The organism is Streptomyces sp. NBC_01334 (genome assembly GCF_035983595.1).
Lineage (GTDB): Bacteria > Actinomycetota > Actinomycetes > Streptomycetales > Streptomycetaceae > Streptomyces > Streptomyces coriariae.
Genome location: NZ_CP130718.1, coordinates 9,655,741 through 9,678,133, shown reverse-complemented (window position 1 = coordinate 9,678,133; position 22,393 = coordinate 9,655,741). Strand labels below are relative to the sequence as shown.

The 22,393-nt window shown below is 70.0% G+C and carries 24 protein-coding genes and 2 pseudogenes; 15 read left to right on the top strand and 11 right to left on the bottom strand.

Features of this window, described 5'->3' with window-relative positions; translation table 11 throughout:
* Positions 1-248: 248 nt before the first annotated feature.
* The gene (locus tag OG736_RS42755; protein WP_327187291.1) at positions 249-620 is read right to left on the bottom strand and encodes a fic family toxin-antitoxin system, toxin component; all 372 of its coding nucleotides are present in this window, start codon (positions 618-620) and stop codon (positions 249-251) included.
* Positions 617-874: a hypothetical protein gene (locus tag OG736_RS42750; protein WP_327187290.1), complete on the bottom strand. Its 258-nt coding sequence runs from the start codon at positions 872-874 to the stop codon at positions 617-619. Before OG736_RS42750 ends, OG736_RS42755 begins: the two co-directional genes overlap by 4 nt.
* Before the next feature lie 472 nt (positions 875-1,346).
* On the opposite strand from OG736_RS42750, the gene OG736_RS42745 reads away from it, so the two are divergent.
* Together OG736_RS42745 and OG736_RS42740 are read left to right on the top strand one after the other, a co-directional pair.
* The gene (locus tag OG736_RS42745) at positions 1,347-2,525 is read left to right on the top strand and encodes an NAD(P)/FAD-dependent oxidoreductase (RefSeq protein ID WP_327187289.1); all 1,179 of its coding nucleotides are present in this window, start codon (positions 1,347-1,349) and stop codon (positions 2,523-2,525) included.
* A gap of 72 nt (positions 2,526-2,597) precedes the next feature.
* A complete protein-coding gene (locus OG736_RS42740; protein ID WP_327187288.1) occupies positions 2,598-3,506 on the top strand; it encodes an RNA polymerase sigma-70 factor in 909 nt (302 codons plus the stop codon).
* 528 nt (positions 3,507-4,034) lie between these two features.
* On the opposite strand, the gene OG736_RS42735 is transcribed toward OG736_RS42740, so the two are convergent.
* Positions 4,035-4,922, bottom strand: coding sequence for a helix-turn-helix transcriptional regulator (locus OG736_RS42735; RefSeq protein WP_327187287.1), 888 nt, complete (start codon positions 4,920-4,922; stop codon positions 4,035-4,037).
* A 216-nt stretch (positions 4,923-5,138) separates the two neighbouring features.
* Here OG736_RS42735 and OG736_RS42730 point away from each other — a divergent pair, with 216 nt between their 5' ends.
* A complete protein-coding gene (locus OG736_RS42730; protein ID WP_327187286.1) occupies positions 5,139-6,155 on the top strand; it encodes a zinc-dependent alcohol dehydrogenase family protein in 1,017 nt (338 codons plus the stop codon).
* Positions 6,156-6,231: 76 nt separating this feature from the next.
* Positions 6,232-6,897 carry an SDR family NAD(P)-dependent oxidoreductase gene (locus tag OG736_RS42725; protein ID WP_327187285.1) on the top strand — a complete coding sequence of 222 codons (666 nt, stop codon included), beginning with the start codon at positions 6,232-6,234 and terminating at the stop codon, positions 6,895-6,897.
* Between the two features lie 46 nt (positions 6,898-6,943).
* On the opposite strand, the gene OG736_RS42720 is transcribed toward OG736_RS42725, so the two are convergent.
* Positions 6,944-7,102 (bottom strand): hypothetical protein, encoded by a 159-nt coding sequence (locus tag OG736_RS42720; RefSeq protein WP_327187284.1) that lies wholly within the window; start codon positions 7,100-7,102, stop codon positions 6,944-6,946.
* Between OG736_RS42720 and OG736_RS42715 the strand changes: the two genes are divergently transcribed.
* The 5 genes and pseudogenes from OG736_RS42715 to OG736_RS42695 all read left to right on the top strand — a co-directional run bounded on the left by OG736_RS42715 (position 7,095) and on the right by OG736_RS42695 (position 11,621).
* Positions 7,095-7,313, top strand: coding sequence for a cyclophilin-like fold protein (locus OG736_RS42715; protein WP_327187283.1), 219 nt, complete (start codon positions 7,095-7,097; stop codon positions 7,311-7,313). The genes OG736_RS42720 and OG736_RS42715 overlap by 8 nt on opposite strands.
* Before the next feature lie 31 nt (positions 7,314-7,344).
* Positions 7,345-8,607: an MFS transporter gene (locus OG736_RS42710; RefSeq protein WP_327187282.1), complete on the top strand. Its 1,263-nt coding sequence runs from the start codon at positions 7,345-7,347 to the stop codon at positions 8,605-8,607.
* A gap of 5 nt (positions 8,608-8,612) precedes the next feature.
* Positions 8,613-8,882: pseudogene (locus OG736_RS42705) on the top strand (VOC family protein); the annotation flags it as partial.
* A gap of 382 nt (positions 8,883-9,264) precedes the next feature.
* Positions 9,265-10,911, top strand: coding sequence for a protein kinase domain-containing protein (locus OG736_RS42700; RefSeq protein WP_327187281.1), 1,647 nt, complete (start codon positions 9,265-9,267; stop codon positions 10,909-10,911).
* The gene (locus OG736_RS42695) at positions 10,908-11,621 is read left to right on the top strand and encodes a hypothetical protein (protein ID WP_327187280.1); all 714 of its coding nucleotides are present in this window, start codon (positions 10,908-10,910) and stop codon (positions 11,619-11,621) included. The genes OG736_RS42700 and OG736_RS42695 overlap by 4 nt, the downstream gene beginning before the upstream one ends.
* A gap of 237 nt (positions 11,622-11,858) precedes the next feature.
* Here OG736_RS42695 and OG736_RS42690 read toward each other — a convergent pair whose 3' ends face one another.
* Positions 11,859-12,785: a LysR family transcriptional regulator gene (locus tag OG736_RS42690; RefSeq protein ID WP_327187279.1), complete on the bottom strand. Its 927-nt coding sequence runs from the start codon at positions 12,783-12,785 to the stop codon at positions 11,859-11,861.
* A 108-nt stretch (positions 12,786-12,893) separates the two neighbouring features.
* Between OG736_RS42690 and OG736_RS42685 the strand changes: the two genes are divergently transcribed.
* Positions 12,894-13,937: a zinc-dependent alcohol dehydrogenase family protein gene (locus tag OG736_RS42685; RefSeq protein WP_327187278.1), complete on the top strand. Its 1,044-nt coding sequence runs from the start codon at positions 12,894-12,896 to the stop codon at positions 13,935-13,937.
* A 149-nt stretch (positions 13,938-14,086) separates the two neighbouring features.
* Here OG736_RS42685 and OG736_RS42680 read toward each other — a convergent pair whose 3' ends face one another.
* Entirely contained in the window at positions 14,087-14,950 is an 864-nt protein-coding gene (locus tag OG736_RS42680) for an SCO6745 family protein (RefSeq protein WP_327187277.1), read from the bottom strand.
* A gap of 50 nt (positions 14,951-15,000) precedes the next feature.
* Entirely contained in the window at positions 15,001-15,705 is a 705-nt protein-coding gene (locus tag OG736_RS42675) for a GntR family transcriptional regulator (RefSeq protein ID WP_327187276.1), read from the bottom strand.
* Between the two features lie 173 nt (positions 15,706-15,878).
* Here OG736_RS42675 and OG736_RS42670 point away from each other — a divergent pair, with 173 nt between their 5' ends.
* Complete coding sequence (locus OG736_RS42670) at positions 15,879-16,418, top strand: YbhB/YbcL family Raf kinase inhibitor-like protein (protein WP_327187275.1); 540 nt, start codon at positions 15,879-15,881, stop codon at positions 16,416-16,418.
* A gap of 263 nt (positions 16,419-16,681) precedes the next feature.
* On the opposite strand, the gene OG736_RS42665 is transcribed toward OG736_RS42670, so the two are convergent.
* Positions 16,682-17,050 (bottom strand): hypothetical protein, encoded by a 369-nt coding sequence (locus tag OG736_RS42665; protein WP_327187274.1) that lies wholly within the window; start codon positions 17,048-17,050, stop codon positions 16,682-16,684.
* 918 nt (positions 17,051-17,968) lie between these two features.
* Here OG736_RS42665 and OG736_RS42660 point away from each other — a divergent pair.
* Complete coding sequence (locus OG736_RS42660) at positions 17,969-19,042, top strand: hypothetical protein (RefSeq protein ID WP_327187273.1); 1,074 nt, start codon at positions 17,969-17,971, stop codon at positions 19,040-19,042.
* Between the two features lie 35 nt (positions 19,043-19,077).
* Here the strand turns inward: OG736_RS42660 and OG736_RS42655 are convergent, their stop codons facing one another.
* Positions 19,078-19,344: a hypothetical protein gene (locus OG736_RS42655; RefSeq protein WP_327187272.1), complete on the bottom strand. Its 267-nt coding sequence runs from the start codon at positions 19,342-19,344 to the stop codon at positions 19,078-19,080.
* A gap of 147 nt (positions 19,345-19,491) precedes the next feature.
* Here OG736_RS42655 and OG736_RS42650 point away from each other — a divergent pair, with 147 nt between their 5' ends.
* Complete coding sequence (locus OG736_RS42650) at positions 19,492-19,932, top strand: hypothetical protein (RefSeq protein WP_327187271.1); 441 nt, start codon at positions 19,492-19,494, stop codon at positions 19,930-19,932.
* A gap of 205 nt (positions 19,933-20,137) precedes the next feature.
* Here OG736_RS42650 and OG736_RS42645 read toward each other — a convergent pair whose 3' ends face one another.
* Positions 20,138-20,575 carry a hypothetical protein gene (locus OG736_RS42645; protein WP_327187270.1) on the bottom strand — a complete coding sequence of 146 codons (438 nt, stop codon included), beginning with the start codon at positions 20,573-20,575 and terminating at the stop codon, positions 20,138-20,140.
* A gap of 168 nt (positions 20,576-20,743) precedes the next feature.
* On the opposite strand from OG736_RS42645, the gene OG736_RS42640 reads away from it, so the two are divergent.
* Entirely contained in the window at positions 20,744-21,328 is a 585-nt protein-coding gene (locus OG736_RS42640) for a hypothetical protein (protein ID WP_327187269.1), read from the top strand.
* Positions 21,329-21,512: 184 nt separating this feature from the next.
* On the opposite strand, the pseudogene OG736_RS42635 reads toward OG736_RS42640, so the two are convergent.
* Positions 21,513-21,833 (bottom strand): annotated as a pseudogene (locus OG736_RS42635) (IS5/IS1182 family transposase); the annotation flags it as partial.
* 78 nt (positions 21,834-21,911) lie between these two features.
* Here OG736_RS42635 and arr point away from each other — a divergent pair.
* Positions 21,912-22,322: an NAD(+)--rifampin ADP-ribosyltransferase gene (gene arr / locus OG736_RS42630; protein ID WP_327187268.1), complete on the top strand. Its 411-nt coding sequence runs from the start codon at positions 21,912-21,914 to the stop codon at positions 22,320-22,322.
* The last annotated feature ends 71 nt before the right edge of the window (positions 22,323-22,393 follow it).

Genomic DNA, 22,393 nt, shown 5'->3' with positions numbered 1-22,393 from the left:
CGTCCCAGACCAGCGCCCAGTTCCCACCGAGCTCGTCCTCGTCCAGCGGCGCGCGGGCACCCCCCAGCCAGCCGCCGCCCGTCCCGGTGAGGGCATGGCCGACCGGGCGCGGTTCCTCGGGCGGTACCGAGAGCCGGTAGGCGGGACGGGGTATGAGCACGCCCGTCCGCAGCCCCACGGGGCGGCGGCCGAGATGGTCAGCAACGTCTGCACCGGACGGAGCTCAGGGGCCTCCGTCCGGCCCGGGGTCAGGGTTTCCAGGTACGCAGGAAAGAGGCGATCCGGGAGGCGGTGCAGCGCGGGTTGCTCAGCTCATGGGCGAGTGCGGTGAGCTGTTCTCGCGTGGGGCTGACAGGGATGTTGCTGGCCTCGAGATACATGACGGCCACCGCACAGGCCACAGTCAAGTTGGAGCGCTCCAGCCAGCGGCAGCGGCCCAGAGTGTGCACCAGGGCGGCGGCACGGGCGTAGACGCCGTCATAGACGGGTGTGTCGAGGAGTTCGCCGCGGTGGCGGGCGACAGCTGCGATAGGTACGCCGTAATCGTCGGCGGCCGGGTCGCGACGGCCCGCCCGTTCTGCCACTTCGAGGATCCAGGATTCGTCGACGTGCAAAATCACGCGGCGGCGCCCGGCTGGGGCTCGGCGTAGGGAGCGTCGAGTTGCCGCTCCAAATCCTCGAGGAAGGTGCCGTGCTCATCGATGAGCCGCTGCGCCGCGGTCATGCCGGCGGCGCGGGCGCCGGTCGTGTCCTCGATGATGAGCCGCTCTACGTACTTGTTGAAGTCCAGTCGGCGGGCGGCCGCGGCGGCCTTGCCGGCTGCGAGCACGTCCTCTTCCAGCCGGACCTGTGTCTGCTTCTTCGTGGAAGTCACATCCCACATGGTAGCAAGGTGGTAGCAGCCCTTGGAGTGGGCTTGGAAACGGTGCGCCATCGGCGCGGCACGCGCCGGCAGCGAAAGGCCGGCCGCTCCGACGACAGCCGGCCGCAGCGGTGCCGAGCAGGCCAGCTGTTGCGCACAAGGCGACCGCGAGGCCCTGCCGGGCCCGAGCGCCACAGCCGAAGATGCGGACCAGCTCGGGGCCGACAGCGTTTCTCCAGGTTCCACAGGACGGAACGCCCAGCGCGGGTCGGCGCGTCGAGCTGGGCGTGGACGCCTGCCGGTCTGCGCCGCCGAGGACCCGACGCTGGAGTCGCCGACGGAGCCCGGCTCCCTTGCGATCAGCGCACCAATGGCGTACACGATGTGGTGTGGATCACACCTAAGGCCTGTCACGTCCGGTGCGGGTTGCTTGTCCCATAGGCGTCACCGACACCGAAGCCGGTGCCCGACCTTGGGAGATCCGATGAACAACAGCCACCGCATCGTCGTCCTCGGCGCCGGCTACACGGGCCTGTTCAACGCCATCCGGCTGGCCCACCGCACCCGCCGGACCGACGTGAAGATCACCCTGGTCAACCCCTCGAACCGGTTCGTCGAGCGGCTGCGGATGCACCAGATCGCCGCCGGTCAGGAACTGGCCGACCATCAGATCCCCGACCTGCTCGTCGGCACCGGCGTCACGTTCGTCCAGGGCACCGCCACCGCCATCGACCCCGAGGCCCGGCAGATCACCGTCGACGGCGCCGAGACCCTCGGGTACGACACGCTCGTCTACGCGCTGGGCAGTTCGACCGACACCGGTAAGGTCCCCGGCGCCGACACCCAGGCGTTCACCCTCAACAACCCGGAGATCGCCGGCCGGTTCGCCACGCGCCTCACCGAGGTCGCCGCGTCCGGCGGCACGGTCACCGTCTGCGGCGGCGGCCTGACCGGCATCGAGGCGGCCACCGAGATCGCCGAGAGCCACCCCGGCCTGAGCGTCACGCTGATCAGCCTGGACGAGCCCGGCGGCATGATGGGTCCCAAGGCCCGCGCCTACCTCCACGGCGCGCTGGACCGCCTCGGCGTCACTCTCGAGACCGGCACCCGCGTCACCAAGGTGCTGCCCGACGCCGTCGAACTGGCCGACGGCCGGCTCGTCCGCTCCGACGCCTGCCTGTGGACCACCGGCGTCAAGGTGTCGCCGCTCGCCGCCGAAGCCGGGATCGCCACCGACGACCGCGGCCTGATCCTGGTCGACGCCACCCTGCGTTCGGTTTCCCACCCGGAGATCCACGCCATCGGCGACGCCGCCGCCGTCCGGCTGGCCTGGGGACAGATCCACGGCACCTGCCAGAGCGGCCTGCCCACGGCCCAGCACACCGCCGACGCCATCGCGCAGCTCGTGCGTGGCAAGGCCGTCAAGCCGTTCCGCTTCGGCTACTTCCACCAGCCGGTCAGCCTCGGCCGCCGTGACGCCGTCATCCAGTTCACCAAGGCCGACGAAACCCCCCGCCGCATGCTCCTCACCGGCCGCAGCGCCGTCGCGTACAAGGAGATGGTCAGCGGCAGCCCGCTCACGACCTACCGACTCAGCAAGCACATGAACGTCACCACCATCGTCTCCAGAGGCGGCCGCGCCACCCGCAAGCCCACGGGATGACGGGCGCACAGGCTCCCAGCGCCATGATCTCGGGCCTTGCCGCCCTGGTTACCGCGCTGGCAGCATGAGCCGATGGTCGACGCCAGGGACGAGCAGGACCCGTACATCGAACACCGCAGGCTCCTGTTCGCCACCGCCTACCGCATGCTGGGCAGCGTCACCGACGCCGAGGACGTCCTCCAGGACACCTGGCTGAGCTGGAGCACCGCGGACCACGACGCGATCCGCCACCCCAAGGCCTATCTGGTGCGCACGGTCACCAACCTCTCGTTGAACCGCCTCACCTCCGCACGGGCAACCCGCGAAACCTACGTCGGGCCGTGGCTCCCCGAGCCCCTGCTGACCTCTCCCGACATCGCCGCGGAGACCGAACTGGCCGACAGCGTCTCCACCGCGATGCTGGTCGTCCTGGAAACCCTCAGTCCTGTCGAACGCGCCGTCTTCCTGCTTCGCGAGGTCTTCGGCTACTCGCACGCCGAGATCGCCGAGACCCTCGAACGTCCCGAGCCGACAGTCCGCCAGATCGCCCACCGCGCACGCGAGCATGTCCATGCCCGCCGCCGCCGCTTCGACGCCGACCAGACCCGGCGCCGGCAAATCACCGCCCACTTCATGGAGGCCTGCGCGGGCGGCGACCTGAACGCCGTCATGGAGCTGCTCGCCCCCGAGGTCACCGCTTGGTCCGACGGCGGCGGCAAGGTCACCGCCGCCCGCCGCCCCCTCCACGGCACCGACCACGTCGCGCGCTGGATCGTGGGTTTCCTGGCCAAGCCCGAACTGGCCGCCCTGACGATGGAGCCGGCCGTCATCAACGGCGAGCTCGGTGTCCTGGCCACCCTCGACGGACACACGGTCGGCGCCATCTCGTTCGACCTCCTCGACGGCCGCATCCAGTACCTGCGCTTCCAGGTCAACCCCGAAAAGCTCAGCGGCCTGACCCCCGACAACAGCTTGGCGCTGCCCTCAAGCACTCAGTCCTGAAGCATGACCGGCAGGCATCTGGACCGGAACGAGTTGTTCAGGGCGGGCGCAGCCCGTCGCCTACGACGCCGAAGGCGCTCACGACGGAGTCGAGTCACCTCGCACTCTTCACCGGCGGTCGAATGGGCCCCAGTTGACGAAGGCAGCGGACTGTGAAGCGCATCGCCGGCCGTTTTCAGGGCTCTGGCCGCGATTGCGCGAGCCCGGCCCGGGAGCCACCTTGGCTGGTCGGCCGAGGTTCTACGCTGACGAGGTGATGACGTTGGAAGGGGGCCTCGTGCCGCGCCCGAGTGCCCGCTGGGTTGCCAGAACTGCTGGCGTCCTTGCTGATGGATGGCCCACCGGCCCAGCCGCTCACCGTGGACGGCTGAGCCCTGCCGGGCTGTCCGTGATCACAGTTGTGTGAGAATCCGGGTGCCGTCGGTGAAGCATCGTGCGAGGTCGCAGGCTCGGGTGCGGGGTAAGCCGACGAAAAACAGCGCCACGGCGAAGAACGAACCAGTCATGTCGGCCTCTGTGACAGTGAGCCTATTCGCGTGTCGCGGAGGGTTCCATGACGTCGGCATCTCGGGTGGCAGCCCAGGACTCGAGGAGGCGCAGGCCCTCTTCGGAGGGTGAGCCGGGTTCGGCGGTGTAGATGGTGAGGGTGAGACCTGGTTCGGCGGCCATTTCGAGTCCTTCGTAGGCGAGGGTGAGTTCGCCGACGGCGTGGTGGTGGAAGCGTTTGGTGCCGGTGCCGTGGTGTCGGACGTTGTGGGCGCCCCAGCGGGTGCGGAAGTCGTCGCTGCGGGTGGAGAGTTCGCCGACGAGGTCGTGCAGGCCCTTGTCGTGGGGGTTGCGGCCGGCTTCGGTGCGCAGGATCGACACGGCGACGTCGGCTGCCAGTTCCCAGTCGGGATAGAAGCGCCGGGACGCAGGGTCGAGGAAGTTGAAACGGGCCAGGTTGGCCTGGTTGTGGGGTGTGGCGTAGACGTCGTCGTAGAACACGCGGGCGAGCCTGTTCGTGGCGAGCAGGTCCATCCGGCCGTTGCGGACGAAGGCCGGGCCGGCGGTCACGGCGTCCAGGACCCATTGCAGGCTGCGGTGCGCCTTCCACTGGGGGCTACGCCGCCGGGGGCGGGTGAGGGCGTCGGAGCCGTCCGCCGCGTGGGCGAGGTTCAGCAGATGGGCGCGTTCTGCGTCGTCGAGCTTCAGGGCGCGGGCGAGGGCTTCCAAGACGGCCGGGGAGGCGCCGGCGAGATTGCCGCGCTCCAGCTTGGAGTAGTACTCCACGCTCATGTCCGCCAGCGCGGCGACCTCGCTCCTGCGCAGGCCGGGCACCCGGCGCCGGCTGCCGGAGGGCAGGCCCGCCTGCTCGGGGGTGATCTTCGCTCGCCGCGAGGTAAGGAACTCGCGGACCTCTGCTTGGTTGTCCACGCCTTCGACCGTACGTCCCGCCCGCGGCCACAGGGATGTACTGGCAGTACACCCCTTGAGCGTGCCTCGCTCCGCGCGCCGAGAACGGGTTACCTGGATGGCGTGGTGCTTTTCGTCCGGCCGTGAGCGGCCGGGCACAAGGCCACCCGGCTCTGCACTCGGCGACGGCCGCCAGCCCCTGGGTACGTCGCCTCGGCACGCAAAGGAACCCCTCTCATGCGCGGCGCAATGATCTACGCCCCCGGCGACATCCGCTTCGAGACGCTGGACGACCCGAAAATCCTCCATCCGACCGACGCGATCATCCGCACCGCGGTGACCTGTGTGTGCGGCTCGGACCTGTGGCCCTACCGCGGGCTGGAGCCGACGGACGAGCCGCATCCGATGGGCCACGAGTACGTCGGCTTCGTCGAGGAGGTCGGCTCCGAGGTGACATCGGTCAAGCCGGGCCAGTTCGTGATCGGCTCGTTCGCCACCTCGGACAACACCTGCGCGAACTGCACGAACGGCTTCCAGTCCAGCTGTCTGCACCGCCAGTTCATGTCAACCTGCCAGGCCGACCATGTGCGCATCCCCAACGCCCAGGGCACGCTGGTCGCCACCGACCAGGTCCCGGGCGAGGAGCTGTGGCCGAGCCTGCTGGCCGTCTCCGACGTCATGGGCACCGGTTGGTGGGCCGCGGAGGCGGCCGAGGTGAAGCCCGGCTCGACCGCCGTGGTGGTCGGTGACGGCGCGGTCGGCCTGTGCGCGGTGATCGCCGCCAAGGAGATGGGCGCGGAGCGCATCATCGCGATGTCCCGCCACGCCTCCCGTCAGAAGCTGGCCCGCGCGTTCGGTGCCACCGACATCGTCGTCGAGCGCGGTGACGAAGGCGTCGAGCGGATCAAGGAGCTGACCGGCGGGATCGGCGCCGACAGTGTGCTGGAGTGCGTCGGCACCGGCGAGGCCATGCGGCAGGCCCTGCAGTCCGCCCGCCCGGGCGGCAACGTCGGCTTCGTCGGCGTCCCCCACGACGTCGCCGTGGACGGCCAGGAACTGTTCTTCTCCCACGTGGGCCTGCGCGGCGGTCCCGCCCCCGTACGCCGCTACCTGCCCGACCTCATCGGCCTCGTCCAGTCGGGCCGTATCGACCCGGGCAAGGTATTCGATCTCACCCTGCCGCTCGACGAGGTCGCCGAGGGCTACCGGGCGATGGACGAGCGCCGTGCCGTCAAGGCGCTCCTGAAGCCCTGACCAGGGGAACTCGCCCTGCCGAGCCGGGTGCCCGAGCGCTGACTGACCTCATTGTGATCATTCGGAGGAACCTTTCATGACGACTTTCGCCCTCGTCGGCGCCGGTCCCGGCCTCGGACTGGCCTGCGCCCGCCGCTTCGGCGCCGCCGGCCACACCGTCGCCCTGCTCTCGCGCAACGCCGAACACCTCGACCCTCTCGTGGCCGAGCTGAACCGAGACGGCATCCAGGCCCGCGGCTACACCGCCGACGTCCTGGAACCCGACTCACTCAGCACCGCCCTGCGACGGGCCGGTGAGGAGCTGGGGCCGGTGGAAATCCTGCAGTTCAGCCCGGTGCCGCGCGCCGACTTCATGAAGCCGGTCCTCGACACCAGCCCGGCCGACCTGGACGATCCGCTCGCCTTCTCCATCAAGGGCCCGCTGACCTGCGTGAACGCGGTCCTGCCCGGGATGCGGGCGCTGGGGCGCGGCACGCTGCTGTTCGTCAACGGCGGCAGTGCGGTCCGCCCGCACCCCGACCGTGCGGGTACCTCGATCGCGTTCGCCGGTGAGAGCGCGTATGCGGCGATGCTGCACGACGCGCTCGCGGGCGAGAACATCCACGCCGCTCAGCTCATCGTGCCCGGTGCCATCAGCCCGGGGTCCGAACACTCCAGCCCGAGCGTGCTGGCCGAGCGGCTGTACACGCTGCACACCGATCGGGACGGCTTTCGGCACTACGCCGCACCGATGCCCGGCTGAGCCGGAGACGGTCTGTCATGCCCCGCTCCGCCCTGCGCACCTGTGCTCACGCGGTCCCGACCGCGGCGCCGCTGCTGACCGTGCCGGCATGCAGCACCACGCCGGACACCACGCCCGCAGCGTCGCCGCCCCAGGATTCACCGCGGCAGTCCGCGACCGGGCGGCCGACAGCCGAGCCCTCCGAGGAGAGCAGCGCCTTGCACATCCGTCTCACGATCGACGGCCACGGCGTGGACGCCACCTTGGACGACAGCGCCACCGCGACCGACTTCGCCGCGCTGCTGCCGCTCACCCTCGATCTCGATGACTTCCGGGAGACCGAGCCGGGACTGGTCATCCTCGGCCACCTCACCGACCGGGACGACATCGCACGCCTGGCCGACGCCGACCGCGTCCACATCCGGCCCGCCCCCTGACCGTCCACCTTCCCAAGGAGCAGTTCCCCGTATGTCCGCTCCCGCCGCTCGCACGCCGAGCGAGCTGCCCTTCGTCGTGTGGGTGCTCGCCGTCGGCACCTTCCTGATGGGTACCACCGAGTTCGTCATCGCCGGCATCCTCCCGGACATGGCCCCCGACCTCGGCGCCGACGTCTCCCACGCCGGCCTGCTGGTCACGGCCTTCGCCGTCGGCATGATCGTCGGCGGTCCGACGATGGCTCTGGCCACCCTGCGCCTGCCCCAGCGCCTCACCCTCGTCCTCGCCCTGGCGGTCTTCGCCGCCGGGCACGTCGTGGCAGCCCTCACCAGTTCCTTCACCGTCGTCCTGGCCGCCCGGTTCGTCACCGCGCTGGCCACCGGCGCGTTCTGGGCCGTCGGCTTCGTCATCGCCACCACCGCCGCCGGGCCCGCGAACGCCACCCGCGCCGTCAGCGTGATGATGGGCGGGCTGACCCTGGCCAACGTCGTGGGCGTCCCCGCCGGATCGCTGGTCGGGCACGTCACCGGCTGGCGCGGACTGTTCTGGGCCCTGGCCGCTCTCGCCACCCTCGCCGCCGCCGTGATCGGGCGTTTCATCCCCCGAACGGAGCAGCGCGCCCAGGTTTCCGTGCGGGACGAAGTTCGGGCGCTGCGGCAGGGCCGGCTGTGGCTGGCTCTGGCCTCGGCCGTGCTGATCATGGGCGGTGTCCTGGCCGTATACACCTACATCACCCCGCTGCTGACCGACCGTGCCGGCGTCCCGGAAGCTGCCGTGCCGCTTGTGCTGATCGCATTCGGAGCCGGCGCGCTGGGCGGCACCGCGATCGGCGGCCGGTTCGGCGACCGCCGCCCGATGGCCACGACGATCCCGGCCGCCGCCGCGACCGCGCTGATCCTGCTCGCGCTGATCCCGCTGTCCACCACCCCGGTCGCCGCCGTCGGCCTGATCTTCCTCATGGCACTGACCGGGTTCACGATCAACCCGGTCGTCACCGCCCTCGCCGTCCGTCTCGCCGGCCACGCTCCCACTCTGGCCTCCGCGCTGACCACATCCGCGTACAACACCGGCATCGCCGTCGGCTCGGCTCTCGCCGGGCAGGCCCTCACCTCCTCCCTCGGCGTGACCGGACCAGCCCTGGTCGGTGCCGTCTTCGCAGCCCTGACCCTGCTGCCGCTGATCGCCTTGGCCATCACGACCAGGCGCGGGACTACGCGCACCGTCGCCCACGGCGTTCCCGACATGCCTGTCCCGGCAGCACGGGGGACCACTGAAGCGACGTCGGCAAGGAGCTGAACCGGTCCGGCCGTCCGCACGCCGTCGTCTTCGAGACGAAGCCGATCGCGTTCGCACTCCGCGACGTCGTTCCCGGCACCGATCTCGCATCCGTCGCCCAGCCCGGCATCGGTGTCGCGATCTGGCTCCACGCCACCAGCGTCCAGGCCATCCACGATGCTCTCGTCGCCGACGGTCACACCATCGTCTCCGCACCGATTGACGGCCCCTTCGGCCGGACATTCACCTTCGCCGACCCCGACGGCTGCCAGGTCACTCTCCACGACCGCGCCTGACGACGAGTTGGTGCGTGATCACGGGCACTCATCCGACCGGATCACCGTCGAACACGCCCTCGCCGACCACAGACGCTGGAAGCGACTGACCCGCTGGACCCACGACAGGACTGCCTGCCCGATGCGTCCACGGTCACGTTCGTTCGCCGCCGTCCGCGGCGCTGACCGAGGATCTCGGTACACGAGCCGAGGGCATGGGCCGAGTGCGGATTCCGTGGGTGCCGGCGGCGCGTACGACAAGCGGGGCGCCCTGTTCGTCGGTGATCCGAGCGGGTGCGGTTGCAACCGTGGCGGCCATAATCGTGTCTCTGTCCGCGTGGTCCGACATGCCGGGACACGGCACCGGGAACACTCCGCGGACTGCGTGGGCAGGGGGACGACGATGAACGCATGGGCGGTACCGGGGTACGCCGAGGCTCTGGAGCTGGGTTCCGGGGCGAGCGGGCGCGTCGTGCGCGCCGTGCACGAGCCGACCGGCGTACCGGTGGCGGTGAAGTACCTGAGCGACTCGCTGCGCACCCGCCCCGGCTTCGTGCACGGCTTCCGGGCCGAAGCGGAGTTGCTGGGCAGTCTGAGCAGTCCTCACGTGGCCGGGCTCTACGAGTACATCGAGGCGACGAACGGCGCCGCCATCGTGATGGAGCTGGTGGAGGGAGTGTCACTGCGGACCCTCCTCGCCCGCAGGGGCCCGCTGACCCCCGAGGCCGCCCTCGTCGTCCTGAAGGGGTCTCTGCTCGGTCTTGCCGACGCGCACCGGGTCGGGGTGGTGCACCGGGACTACAAGCCGGAGAACGTCCTGGTCGAGCCGGACGGTGGCTCCAAGCTGGTGGACTTCGGTATCGCGGTGGACGCGGGCGTCCGGGCCGGAGTGGCCGGAACGCCCTCGTACATGGCTCCCGAGCAATGGACCGGTGCCCCCGCCTCGCCCGCCGGGGACGTCTACGCGGCCACCGCCACCTTCTTCGAGTGCCTGACGGGGCGCAGGCCCTACACGGGCGACAACATGGCCGAGCTGGCGCTGCGGCACGTCGAGGGCCCCGTCCCGGTCGAGGAAGTGCCGGAGGAGGTGCGTCCGCTGGTCGGGCGTGGGCTGGCGAAGTCGCCCAGCGAGCGTCCCTCGGACGCGGCGGCCTTCGTCGAGGACCTGGAGCGGATCGCGGTGGGGGCCTACGGCCCCGACTGGGAGGAGCGTGGACGCGGACGGCTCGCCGCACTCGTGGCGCTGCTCCTGTTCCTGCGTCCGTCCGCCAGGGAGGCGCCCCACCCCGGGACCGACACCGCCCGCACGGTCCTCAGTCAGGGGACGGGACCCGGCCGGCTGCGTCCGTGGCGCCCCACCTGGCCGGGCGTCCTCGTGTCAGCCGTCGCCGTCCTGGTCGCGCTGCTGGCCCAGGGTCTGGGCGGGAAGGACGGCGCCGGGGTGGCCACCGGCCAGGCGGCCGAGGTGCTGGCGACCACGACCGCCACGCCGGACGGCTCGTCCACAAGCGGTCCGGTGTCTCCCTCACCCCCTGGCGGATCGCCGTCCTCCGACTCCGCCACACCGTCCGGTGGTACGAACGACGCCTCCACCACGCCGTCCGCGTCCCTCACGCCATCCACCGCCCCCGTGCCGACCACCTCCAACGGCGGTACACCGGCTGAGGAGCCGTCGGCACCACCCTCCTCGAGTGGCACCACCGCGAGCCCCTCTCCCCCGCCGCGGACCGGGGTGAAGGACGTCGCCATCGCAGAGTTCCGGCAGACCGGCACCAGCACAGGTACAGCGTCGATCACGGTGACAACGGACGGCACCGGCCCGGTCTCGGTGACCATCGGCTGGTTCTCGGGCGATGCGTCCGGGCAGCCGGGCACCTCGGACGGGGCTGCCGACGTCCGAAGGCTGAGCGGCTCCACGCAGTACGGCTTCACCGTCCAGCACTCCTTCGCCGGGACCGGCTGCTACTGGACGGTCCAGGTCACCACCGATCCCGTCGCCGGTGGCGAAGCCTCCCAGCAGCTCCTGACCCGGCGGTGCGACATCCGATGAACAGACCCGACCCGCACGACCGGCCCGCGCCCCCACCTCTTCCTCCGGCGCCCCCGGCGCCTCCGGGTGACAACGAGGACTACAGCGCCACGGTGCTGGCCAGCCACTGGATCCAGCGGCCCGAGACCGATCCGACCGCCGTCCTCGACGACCCCAACCCCTCCGAGGACGGGGCCTCCCTCGAGGGTCGGACCGCGGTCGCACCGCCGACGCCACACGACGACGGCACCGTGCTGCGTTTCGGCCCCGGAGTCACCGCCGCCCTGGCCCGCCAGCCGCACCGCACTCTGCCCACCGTGCCCGCGCCGCCCGCCCTCCGGCGCGGCCGACTGCGCCGGTACGCGCTGCCCGCGCTGGTGCTCGTCGCCGCCGTCCTTTTCCTGCTGTGGCGGGAGAACACAGGGCCCGGAGTGCAGAACGTGTCGGTGACAGCGGCGCGGGACGCCCTGGACTGCGACTCCACGGCGGGCATCGTGGGGGTGGTCCGCACCGACGGCCGCCCCGGCACACTCACCTACCGCTGGCGGCGCAGCGACGGCACCTCCTCCGTCATACAGCACGCCGATGTCGTCCGGGGACAGCGGACGGTCCGGCTGGAACTGCTGTGGACCTTCGAGGGACCGGGACGGCTGCGGGCCGTGGCGGAACTGCACGTCCTCACCCCCGAGCCGCACGCGGCCGAGGTCCGCTTCACCTACGACTGCCGCTGAGCGCCGTCCACGCCAGGCCGCCCGCTGCGCGGCACTGACCTGATGATCGGATTCTGGCCGACGGTCGAGATCCGCGCCAGCCGGTGAGCATGTGTCGGAAGCTGCCGTCCAGACCGACCGTTCATCGACGTTGCCTTCCGACGCGAATCGCCGGCAGCGCCTGCCTGCGGGCGGGTGCGTGATCACGGCTGCGAGTGTCGGCAGACGGCCATTCTCCCGACGCTTTCCTGGACGGTTCTACTCGCCGTTGTGTCTGCCGTGCCGGCTACCGAGAGTGCGAAGTTCGTTGAGGCAGGCGGCGATCGCGGGTTCGTGCGCTGTGCCATGACGGACAGCGATCTCGATCGTGCGGGTGAGCGTGTTGTCCGTCACCGGTCGCGCCGTCAGGGTCGGCGGGAGGTGGGCTGCGGCCAGGTGGGGGACGAGGACCGTGTGGCCACCGCTGGCGGCGAGGGCGATCATGGCGGAGAAGTCGGTGCAGGTGTGCCGTACCCGGGGTGTGAAGCCGGCCGCTCGGCAGGCCTGGAGAACGGCGTCCCCGCAGGCTGTTTGAGGCGGGGCGGTGATCCACGGGGTGTCTGCGAGTTCCCGTAGGTCTATCGGGGATCGCTCGGGGGCAGCCGCCGGGTGGTCGGTCTGCAGGATCGCGACCAGCGGATCGGCCCTCAGGGTGTGGGCCTCGACGTTGGGGTGCGGGGGTGCGGCGAGGTTGGTGTAGCGGTAGAGCAGCGCGAGGTCGACGCGTCGCTCGAGCAGCAGCCTTACGGCGGCTTCGGGTTCGGCCTCGGTGATATGCAGCCGCAGGTCCCTGTGGGCGCTCTCCAGGGCTTCGCCGAGGGGGGCGGCCACCGGTGCAAGCGCGCTGGGGAAGCAGGCGATGTGGAGGGGTCCGGTCGGCTCCCCGGTGTCGGTGTGCAGCCGGTTCTGGGCTTTCTCGAGTGCCGCGAGCACATCCTCGGTGTCGTCAGCCAGTCGGCGGCCGGCGGCCGTGAGGTGGATGGAGCGGCCGGTGCGTTCCAGCAGGCGGGTGCGGGTCTCGTCCTCCAGCAGCCGCAGTTGTTGCGAGACGGCGGAGGGCGTGACGCTGTGGAGCTCGGCCACGGCCGTCACCGTGCCGTGGGCAGCCAGGTCACGCAGGAGGATGAGTCGTCGGACATCAAGCATTAGTTCATCTTAAAGAGGAGGTGAAGGAGATGTAGATGGACACCAGAACATATGCGCGGCGACGCTGGCGTAATCAACCCATGTCCCGATCAGTGTCCAGGAGTCTTCATGCGTGCCACCGTCATCCACGGCCCCCACGACATCCGGATCGAGGATGCGCCCGACCCGGTGGTCCGTAAGCCGACCGACGCCGTCGTGCGGGTGGTGAACGCCTGCATCTGCGGCAGCGACCTGTGGGCGTACCGCGGTGTGGCCTCCCGCACGGCGGGTCAGCGGATCGGGCACGAGTTCCTCGGCATGGTAGAGGCGGTCGGCTCCGAGGTGAGGGACTTGCGCCCGGGCGACTTCGTGGTCGCCCCGTTCGTCTGGTCCGACGGCACCTGCGACTACTGCCGCGAGGGCTTGCAGACCTCCTGCCCGCAGGGCGGCTTCTGGGGCGAGGTCGGCTCCGACGGCGGCCAGGGCGAGGCCGTCCGCGTCCCGTTCGCCGACGGCACCTTGGTCAAACTGCCCAAGGAGACGGCCGACGAGGAGAAGCTCCTGCCCAGCCTGCTCGCCCTCTCCGACGTGATGAGCACCGGCCACCACGCCGCGGTCGCCGCCCGAGTCCGGCCCGGCGCCACGGTCGCCGTGGTCGGCGACGGCGCGGTCGGGCTGTGCGGTGTGCTCGCCGCGCAGCGCCTCGGCGCCGGCCGGATCATCGCCTTGGGCCGGCACAAGCAGCGCACCGCGATCGCCCGTAGCTTCGGCGCCACCGACGTGGTCGCCGAGCGCGGAGAGGCCGCGATCGAGGCGGTCAAGGAGCTGACCTGCGGTCAGGGCGCACACGCCGTACTGGAGGCCGTCGGCACCGAGGAGTCGATGCGCACCGCGATCTCCATCGCCCGCGACGGCGGCGCGGTCGGCTACGTCGGCGTGCCGCACGGCGGCAGCGCCGGCGTCGACATCTCCCAGATGTTCGACCGGAACGTCATGCTGGCCGGCGGCGTCGCCCCCGCCCGCGCGTACATTCCCGAGCTGCTGCCGGACGTGCTGTCCGGCGCGATCGACCCCGGCCTGGTCTTCGACCGCACCGTGGACCTCGACGGGGTTCCGGACGGCTACCGCGCCATGGACGACCGCACGGCCCTCAAGATCCGCATCGCCTTCTGAAGGCGCGACTGCCACAACCTTCAGGACTCCCCATGAGAGCCGCCGGCCCGATGTGCGGGAGTGCCTAGCAGCCGAACTGCAGCTCGGCGCGCTGCCTCGTCGGCGCCGGTCCCGGCCTCGGACTGGCCTGCGCCCGCCGCCCTCAGCCCTCAGCCCTTGCCGAAGAGCGCCGCGGGGAAGGCGCCCGCTGCTCTGATGGTTCTGGAGAAGTCACCGGCCAGTTCGGTCAGGCGTGCTGTGGCAGCCGGGCCGAGGTGGTCGTACGGGGCGGCGTCGAGGCGGTCGGTGAGCACCTCGGCCTCGCCGCGCAGGGTCGCGCCCGCCTGCTCGAGGTCCCCTGCTTCGTCCAGCAGGCCGCGCTCGCGCAACTGCTCCCTGGCAGCGTCCCACTGCTGCGCGGACCACCCCCTGGTCCGCATGAACAGTGCCGAAGTCGGTGCCGTGCCGGTGGCGTTGTGCAGGACCAGCGCCTCGACGCCGGACAGGCCGGCGATGGCCAGGGCGGCGAGGTGACCGTCGCCCCGGTGCTCGCGCAGCAGCGTCGCGGCGTGCCAAAGGGCCAGGTGCGGTTCCTCGGGGACCGGAAGGCCGGCGTGCGCGGCGTACAGCGGGCGCGCCTCGCGGTGGCACGCCTCGGTGGCGCGCAGCGCCAGCCCGGCCGCCTCGGCCATCTCCTTCGACGCGAGCACCTCCGCTCCGAGCAGTCGTCGCAGCATCGCGTCCACACCGCGCAGCACCGCCGCGAGCACCGCCTCCGGTGTGGTGACCGTCCACACAGCGGGGATGTACCGCTTCACATGCTCGTGGTTGAAGTTGTAGAACGTCGCGGTGACGGTGCCCGCGCCGACGGCGCCGAGCGGGGCGGCGCGTCCCGCGTAGTAGGACATGGCCCCTCTCTCCAGCCCGAGCGCCGCGAGTTCGTCCTGCCGTTCCGGCGCGAAGTACACAGCTGAGTGCAGGGGGCTGACGGCGTTGTGGCAGTGGCGGCCTGTGCTCGCCTGGAAGGAAGTCATGCTGTGGCTCCGGTGTCGGTGATCAGGTGTGGCCGTGCGGGCGGGGCGCATCAGGCTTCGTCCGTGGGTTCGTGGTGGGGGCAGTCGGTCAGTCCGGCCGCGGTCTGGGTGAGGTGTCGGGTCAGTACCTCGGCCGCCGTGTCGGCGTCGCGGGCGAGCGCGGCCTCTTCCAGCCGGCGATGTTCCAGGGCGCCGTCCCTGCCGGGGTTGCGGTGTGCCGACCAGCGGCGCGCCAGCTCGCTCGCGGTCCACATCCGGTCGAAGGTCTCCAGCAGGACGAGGTTGCCGCACCCCTCCAGCAAGGTGCGGTGGAAGACCCGATGGGCTTCGGCCCATGCGCTGCTGTAGTGCTCGCCCTCCTCCGGTACGTACGCCGGGGTACGGCTCAGTCGGTGATGGGCGGCTCGTACGCGGGCTTCCCAGTCGACGTCGCCGCGTTCGACCGACATGCGCAGCATGGCCGGTTCGACGGTCCGGCGCGCTTCCGCGATCTCCTGCCAGCGGCGGTCGGAGAAGGCCGGGACGGCGAAGCCCCGGTTGGGCAGCCGGTCGGCAAGGCCCTCGCCGACCACCCGCACGAGCGCCTCGCGCACGACGGCCAGGCTCACACCCTGCTCTTTGGCGAGGTCCTGGGGTCTGAGGGCGTCACCGGGGGCGTGATCTCCGCGCATGATCGCGTCCCGCAGGTGTGTGTAGACCTGCTCGGAGAGCATCTGCTTACCCGACGAGGCGGAGGTGTGGGTCGTTCGGCTCATGAGCTACAGAATAGACGATCCCATGGATAATCGATTATTGATGTTATCGTCGATCTCAGTTGATCGCCGTGATGAGCACCGGGCGACGGCGGCGACTCCTGGCGCCGCCAGGGCGGAACCTCCGTCGGCCGCATCACCGCCACCCCGCAGCACGGACTGAAAGGAACGACGCCATGAGCGCCGCCGACCCCTTCGCCCGCCTCCCCGAGGCAGCCTCTTTCAGCGTTGCCAGCACCACCGTCACCGACGGCGCAGCCTGGTCGATCGAGCAGTACTCCGGCCTCTCCGGTGTTCCCGGCGGGAAGGATGTCTCCCCACAGCTGTCCTGGAGCGGCGCCCCGGAAGGCACCAGGAGCTACGCCGTCACCGTCTACGACCCCGACGCCCCCACCGGGTCCGGGTTCTGGCACTGGGCGGTGGCCGACATCCCCGCCACCGTCACCGAGTTGCCCGAAGGCGCCGGAGACGACGCCGGCTCGGGCCTTCCCGAAGGCGCCTTCCAGCTGCCCAACGACGCCCGAGCGGCCCGCTTCATCGGCGCCGCCCCGCCGGCGGGTCACGGTCCGCACCGCTACTTCACCGTGGTGCACGCCCTCGACGTCGACGCCATCGGTGTCCCCGCCGACGCCACTCCGGCCGCCCTCGGCTTCACCATGGCCGGCCACATCCTCGGCCGCGCGGTCCTGACCGCCACCGCCGAAACGCCCGCCTGAGGAACAGTCATGAGGCCTGCCGAGCGCGAACCCAGGCGCTCCACCTGGTCGACGCCGCCAGGCTCAGCGGCTCCCGCTGCCCCTGGGCGCGCAGCCGCACGGCGACTGGTCGTAGGCGTGGGGTGACGTGGGCCTGTGCTCGTCCGAGCCCATGGCGCCACACCCACCTGCCCGACCGTCCTCCTCTGCTCCCGACTCCGCCGGCACCGTGAGGCAGTGTCCGCGGGCCGCGCGTCCAAGGCCTGCGGTGCACGCGCGGGGTCCTACGCCTCCGCTGGGACCACCGAATCGGAGCCTTCCGCAGCGACGATGAGGATCCCTTCCGCCTCGCCGCACGGCAGCGACGCATGACGTACGCGGGTCTCCCACTGGGCGGGCCACAACGTGGTGGCGTCCCACAGGATTCCCTCCAGGAGCACTCCGTCCCGTTTGGCGCAGCTGAGGTCTGCTCCGACGAACTCGTTACCGGCTCGTTCGACTTCCGCCACGGCCGGGGCGAGCATGTCGGCTTCCTCGCAGCCGACGACCAGGTCGTCGATGAGGTCCTGGGCCACGGCGTCGACACCGAAGAGATACGGGCGCCCGCCCGGGTCGAGGGCCGCGACGGTGGGTGCGAGTTCTTCGTCGAGCATCTCCCGGATGGCGTGCAGGCCGCCGGCGACCATAGGGCGCCAGGGCGGCGCTCAGCGCCTCTCGGTACATCGCCCGCAGGGGCGCTGTGTTCGTTCAAGGGGTCGTGCAGACATGCCTTTTACGCCTCCCCCAACCAATCTTCATGCCCGTCACGATCTTGCGCCTTCCCCCCGGAGGACGCTGCACAGGCCAAAACAAGTCAGTCATCTCCGCAAGCAATCGGAAGGTACACGATGCACATGACCGACGCGAGATCGAGAAACGGACCCGCTCATCCCTTTTGGGGCGATTACCACCGCTGCACTCTCGGCCAGGTGAGGATGGCCGAAGCGTTGCGGGGTGCAAACAGAGGGAGGTTGCTCCAGTTATTCGCCGTCGACGCGACGCGGAGGGGCCCTCATCCGACTGGTGTCGTAGGGGCCTGTTTCACGACAGCCTATGCGAGTCGGCCGACCACCCCTCATAGGAACAATCTCTGGCCGTCTGCTGGAGCGAATGCCTCATGCAGCCGGTTCCGCGTTGCGGCCGACCGATGACGTCGGGGCCTTAAAGAAGCGTTCACGGACTTGCAACGGAGGCCGCCACCGGAGCAGTTGGTACCGCTTCGGCGCTCAAGCCCTCCCGGCGACGCAGCGGCCGAGGTCTGCGAACCGGCCAGGCCTTGACTGCGTCCTCGCCCTGCTCGGCCTTCCCGTCCGGCGTGTCATCGGGCCCCTGTGGCCCTGCCCGGCCGACCGCTCTCACCTGACCGGAACCGCACCTCTCGATAGCCATGCGACGCATTGACCCCACAGCGCCATCGCGGTTGCATGCTTGTGGCCCTCCGGTGGGGAACCGGAGAGAGGGACCATGTCTGCCTTGGGGGGAAAATGAGGGGAACCGCGAATCGGGGCGCCACCAGACGTGTGCGGGCCGCCTTGAGCGCCACGGTCGTGGTCTGCGCGGTCACGACGGTGCTGCCCGCAGCCGCTTCGGCTGAGCCCTTGACCGTGCCGGGCGTCGCGAGCGACAGCGGAGCCGGGGTCGAGCGGATCAGTGTCGCACCCGACGGCACCCAGGGCGACGGCGACTCCGCCGGCGCCACGATCACGGCCGACGGCCGACGCATCGCCTTCTCGTCGTTGGCGAAGAACCTCACACCCACCAACCCGGTGACAGGGGAAAGGGTGTTCGTCCGCGACCAGCGGACGGGCCAGACCACGCTGATGAGCACCCTCACCTCCCCGATCCAGCGCCCGGTGATCAGCGGTGATGGGCAATACGTCGCCCTGTGGGGGCTGTTGTTCAGAGACACGAAGGCCTTCCTGTCTCAGGTGAGCTCGGGAAGCACGATCGGCGTCAACTGCTCGGGCCTCAGCTGCAGCCAGCCGTCGCTGAGCACGGACGGCCGCTACATCGCCCAGGTCGCCACCTTCAGCCGACCGCCGTCCCGGCAGCGCATCGAGGTACGGGACTGGCGCGCCGACACCGCGCAGACCGTCGCCGAGTTCGACCACACCGTCTCGGCCCGGCCGTCCATCGGCGGCGACGGCCGCTTTGTCGCCTACCAGGACGGCCAGACGGAGGACGTCTTCGTGTGGGACCGGACCGACAACACCTCCTCCGGCCCGATCGAGGGCCCGTCCAAGGCGGCGACACTCGTCCAGCTCAGCAAGGACGGCAGCAAGGTCGTCTACCTCTCGGGCTCCGACACCTACGTCCACGACGAGAGCTCGGGCACCGACCAACTGGTGCCGAACGTGCGGGGCGTGGCCATCGATCCCACCGGCCGCTATCTGCTGTACGCCCCACACGACACGACCGGACCGTCGCTCACGCTGCGCGACCTGGAGACGGGCACCGACGAGATCGTCTCGAACCAGCTCGCCTCGGCCGGGACCGACGCGGTCAGTGCCGGTGGACGCGACGTGGTCTTCCATTCCACGGCCGACGGCATCGTGCCCAACGACACCAACGGCAAATCGGACGTTTTCATCCGCCGCTTCTACTGATCGCCCCGGCCGCCTCCACCACCGTCTCCGGGTACTCATCCGGTTTTCGGAAACCGGCCCAGCCACTGAGAGGACTTCGACGCCGGCATCAGAGCGAGCCGATGGCCGTCGGAATCCATCCGCTCAGCCGCCCACGCCGCCTCCTCCCGGGTCAGCGCGAAGAACAGATGCAGATGTAGATATAGGTATAGGTATAGATATAGATGCAGCTCATGTGCGGTGATCAGCCGCTTGAACCGCGGATACGCGGTCCGTTCGATCGAGGTCGCCATCCCGCCCCGGGCCCAGACGAGGGTCGACATCACCACCAACGACACCGGGCCCCATCGCGCCTGCCGGTGGCACACTTGATCATTCTCACGTTGTCCAGGAACAACAGGGACCACGGCTCACCTGATTGCCGAGGCCCTGGTGCGCGGGGTGGCGGCCGGGCAGGCTAGTTTGCTCGGGTGAGTCTCCTTGATGATGTAGCTGAGCGCGACGGCTGGCGCTGCTGGGTGTGCGACGAACCGGTCGACCCCGACAAGTCGGTGAACGACCCGCAGGGGCCCAGCGTCGACAGCCGGACCGCCGACCGGAAGGCCAAGGTCGCCGAGCGGCTCGCGCACCGCGGGTGCAACACCCGCAAGGGCGCGGTCAAGGCGGTCATCGCCTGGCCGGACCGCCTGTACGTGGTCGAACCCGCGCCGCTGATCACCGTTGCCGCGCGACTGGAACGCAAGGGGGGCCGCGAGATGGTGGGCCGCTGTCCGACCAGGCAGGACGCCCAGGAAGCGGCGGATTGGCTGGTGGACCGGTTCTCCCGACTGGTACCGGGACTGCCGGTGACCGCCGGCATCGAGACCGGCGGCGGCCAGTTCCTCGTCATCCTGGCAACCGGCCACCGCTGACCGGGGATCACCGAACAACCCTTGCAGAGGCAGGCCGCCGCTGTACGAGCACCGGACCGCCACGTACTTGTGCATGCTGTTCATCCGATGGGTGAACGGGTTGTCGGGCGGTCCATTCTGGTGGGGGTTCTCAGCGGTTTCGGCGAAGTCACATGCTGCGCCTCGGCGGGTGAGCGCGAGCTGATCACCTGGGAACTGTGCGTGATCAGCGTCCGCTGGGGCGTGGTCCGCTGTCGGACTGGGGCGTCATGGCCGCCTGGCAGCCGCGTACCCAGTCATCCCGGTACTTCGCCGGAAGGCCGCTGGTGTACTCGGATACCGAGGCGTAGTAGTCGCAGATCTCCCGGTCGTCCACCTCACCCAACTCGCCGACCGAGCGTGCGCTGAGCGTGACCGTATCCCTCTGCATCTCGGTCACGAGGCTCGGCGACGGCGTCGGCGTGGGGTTGAGCCTCGTTGTCGGATCAGGTTCTGCCTCGGTACGGGTCTTCACCCACTCGTAGCCCTGCTCATACGCTTCCCTGGCTTTGGGGTCGTCCCTTGCGGGGAAGGCCGAGGACTCGAGAACCGTCGTGGCGACCGCCGAGACAGTGATGGCGGCGGCCAGAGATATGAGCGCGGTGCGGGGCTTGGGCTTGCGCATCGCGTCAGCCTGTCACATCCAGCAAGGGAGCAGCAGCGCACCGCAGCCGCTAAGCACCTCCAGCGGTCCTCCTCCACTGACACAAATCCGCAGAAGTCATCTCACTTGACCCGACTGCGTACTGAAACGCGGGTGACACCGGGCTGAACTCTGCCGCATGATCACGTCATGACGAGCCCTGCTCTCTTCCGGGACCAGACCAACTGGTCCGGTGGCTACTACGAACTGGCCATAGAGGTTGGATCGACTGATGACGACCAGCTTCAGGCCGTCCTGAGTGCTCTGTGGTCCGCAGCAGACGTTCACGGGTGCTTTGGGCAGAGAGGCCGTGAACCCGAGGAGCAGGATCCCGTGCCGTGCACGGTTGGTTCTCTGACCGACTTCGGCCACCTTCACGGCCAGGTCCGTCTGCCGACGGGCCAACTGGCCGTATGCGGTTGCGTGGCGATCCGCGGCGGTGATGAAAGCGGCGACTGGCTGGACTTTTACGTCCCCCTGGGCGCGCTGGAGCACGCGGGTCTAGCGTACTGGGACGGTCAGCCGTTCTTCAGGTCCGACGTGATGGACGACTGGCTGGCTGCCATCGCGACCGAGACTTTCAAGAGCGCCTCCTTCAGCATGGGGGTCATCGGCTTCGAGGTTTCTGGTTGCACCGACGCCTCCACGCTGGCAGGGAAGTTGCCACGGACGAGGGACATCGGCTACCTGCTTCCGCAAGGCGACGTCCTGGGCTACGGCGCCGCCAACACCTGAGTCTTGCCACGCCGGTTGGGCACGAGCCCGCGGGAGCAGATCAGGATGCAGGATGCTCGCGAAGGCAAGAAGGTGTTCCGCTCTGCGCTCGTAGCGTCGGTGGAGACATCGGCAACCGGCGAGCCTGGCCATGGGATTCCCTTGGCCAGGGGGATCAGAGCTTGGCTGTCGTGCAGATTTGCACCACGACCAGGCGGGTGCCGGCGTCAATGATGACCTGCACGTTCGCGGAGAACCGTAGTTGGGGCTCGAAACGCCGACCTTGCGGTCGCGGACCGGGACCAGCGTGCCGTCCACGATCCACAGTCGGTCCGCGGCATCGACAGGACTGGCGGGCTCGAGCGTGAGGAGCCTCTCAAGACGCTGGATGACCCTGCACACCGTGGCCGGCCCGAGCTGCCGCGTGGTGAGGTTCGTCCGGCAGTGGACAGCCACCACCAGTACCCGGCCGGCAAGCGGCACGCCCCACGGACGGCCGATCCGCGGTCCCGTCACCACCCCGCTCGGACCACCTTCGGCAACGGCGTCCGAGGCGTCGTGGATTGCTCGCCGTCACGACAGCTTGGTTTGATAATCTGCAACGATGAACGAGGCGTTGGACGAGGGTCCGTTCTTCCACGGCACCAAGGCCGAGCTGCGGGTCGGAGATCACCTCACCGCCGGTTTCCGTTCCAACTACCGGCCCGAGATCGTGATGAACCACATCTACTTCACCGCGTTGCGCGACGGCGCGGGACTCGCCGCCGAACTCGCCGCCGGCGACGGGGCCCCGCGAGTGTATGCCGTCGAACCGACCGGGGAGTTCGAGAACGATCCGAACGTCACCGACAAGAAGTTCCCTGGCAATCCCACCCGCTCCTTTCGCAGCAGGGAACCACTCCGGATCGTTGGCGAGGTCACCGACTGGACGCGACAGACACCCGAAGCTCTCCGAGTGTGGCGAGACCGGCTGGCCGCAATCCGTCTGGATGACCGCGCCGAAATCATCAACTAAGGGCTCGTGTCACGATCTTCCGCGTTGGAGTGGCCCTCTCGTGCTACTCACTCGGTCGTTTCCGTAGTAGG

Bases quoted from the DNA above. Each gene is read 5' to 3' on its own strand.
- OG736_RS42745 (WP_327187289.1), top strand. From the start codon at position 1,347: ATGAACAACAGCCACCGCATCGTCGTCCTCGGCGCCGGCTACACGGGC.
- OG736_RS42740 (WP_327187288.1), top strand. From the start codon at position 2,598: ATGGTCGACGCCAGGGACGAGCAGGACCCGTACATCGAACACCGCAGG.
- OG736_RS42730 (WP_327187286.1), top strand. From the start codon at position 5,139: ATGCGCGGCGCAATGATCTACGCCCCCGGCGACATCCGCTTCGAGACG.
- OG736_RS42725 (WP_327187285.1), top strand. From the start codon at position 6,232: ATGACGACTTTCGCCCTCGTCGGCGCCGGTCCCGGCCTCGGACTGGCC.
- OG736_RS42720 (WP_327187284.1), bottom strand. From the start codon at position 7,102: ATGTGCAAGGCGCTGCTCTCCTCGGAGGGCTCGGCTGTCGGCCGCCCG.
- OG736_RS42710 (WP_327187282.1), top strand. From the start codon at position 7,345: ATGTCCGCTCCCGCCGCTCGCACGCCGAGCGAGCTGCCCTTCGTCGTG.
- OG736_RS42700 (WP_327187281.1), top strand. From the start codon at position 9,265: ATGAACGCATGGGCGGTACCGGGGTACGCCGAGGCTCTGGAGCTGGGT.
- OG736_RS42695 (WP_327187280.1), top strand. From the start codon at position 10,908: ATGAACAGACCCGACCCGCACGACCGGCCCGCGCCCCCACCTCTTCCT.
- OG736_RS42690 (WP_327187279.1), bottom strand. From the start codon at position 12,785: ATGCTTGATGTCCGACGACTCATCCTCCTGCGTGACCTGGCTGCCCAC.
- OG736_RS42685 (WP_327187278.1), top strand. From the start codon at position 12,894: ATGCGTGCCACCGTCATCCACGGCCCCCACGACATCCGGATCGAGGAT.
- OG736_RS42680 (WP_327187277.1), bottom strand. From the start codon at position 14,950: ATGACTTCCTTCCAGGCGAGCACAGGCCGCCACTGCCACAACGCCGTC.
- OG736_RS42675 (WP_327187276.1), bottom strand. From the start codon at position 15,705: ATGAGCCGAACGACCCACACCTCCGCCTCGTCGGGTAAGCAGATGCTC.
- OG736_RS42670 (WP_327187275.1), top strand. From the start codon at position 15,879: ATGAGCGCCGCCGACCCCTTCGCCCGCCTCCCCGAGGCAGCCTCTTTC.
- OG736_RS42665 (WP_327187274.1), bottom strand. From the start codon at position 17,050: ATGCTCGACGAAGAACTCGCACCCACCGTCGCGGCCCTCGACCCGGGC.
- OG736_RS42655 (WP_327187272.1), bottom strand. From the start codon at position 19,344: ATGTCGACCCTCGTCTGGGCCCGGGGCGGGATGGCGACCTCGATCGAA.
- OG736_RS42645 (WP_327187270.1), bottom strand. From the start codon at position 20,575: ATGCGCAAGCCCAAGCCCCGCACCGCGCTCATATCTCTGGCCGCCGCC.
- OG736_RS42640 (WP_327187269.1), top strand. From the start codon at position 20,744: ATGACGAGCCCTGCTCTCTTCCGGGACCAGACCAACTGGTCCGGTGGC.
- arr (WP_327187268.1), top strand. From the start codon at position 21,912: ATGAACGAGGCGTTGGACGAGGGTCCGTTCTTCCACGGCACCAAGGCC.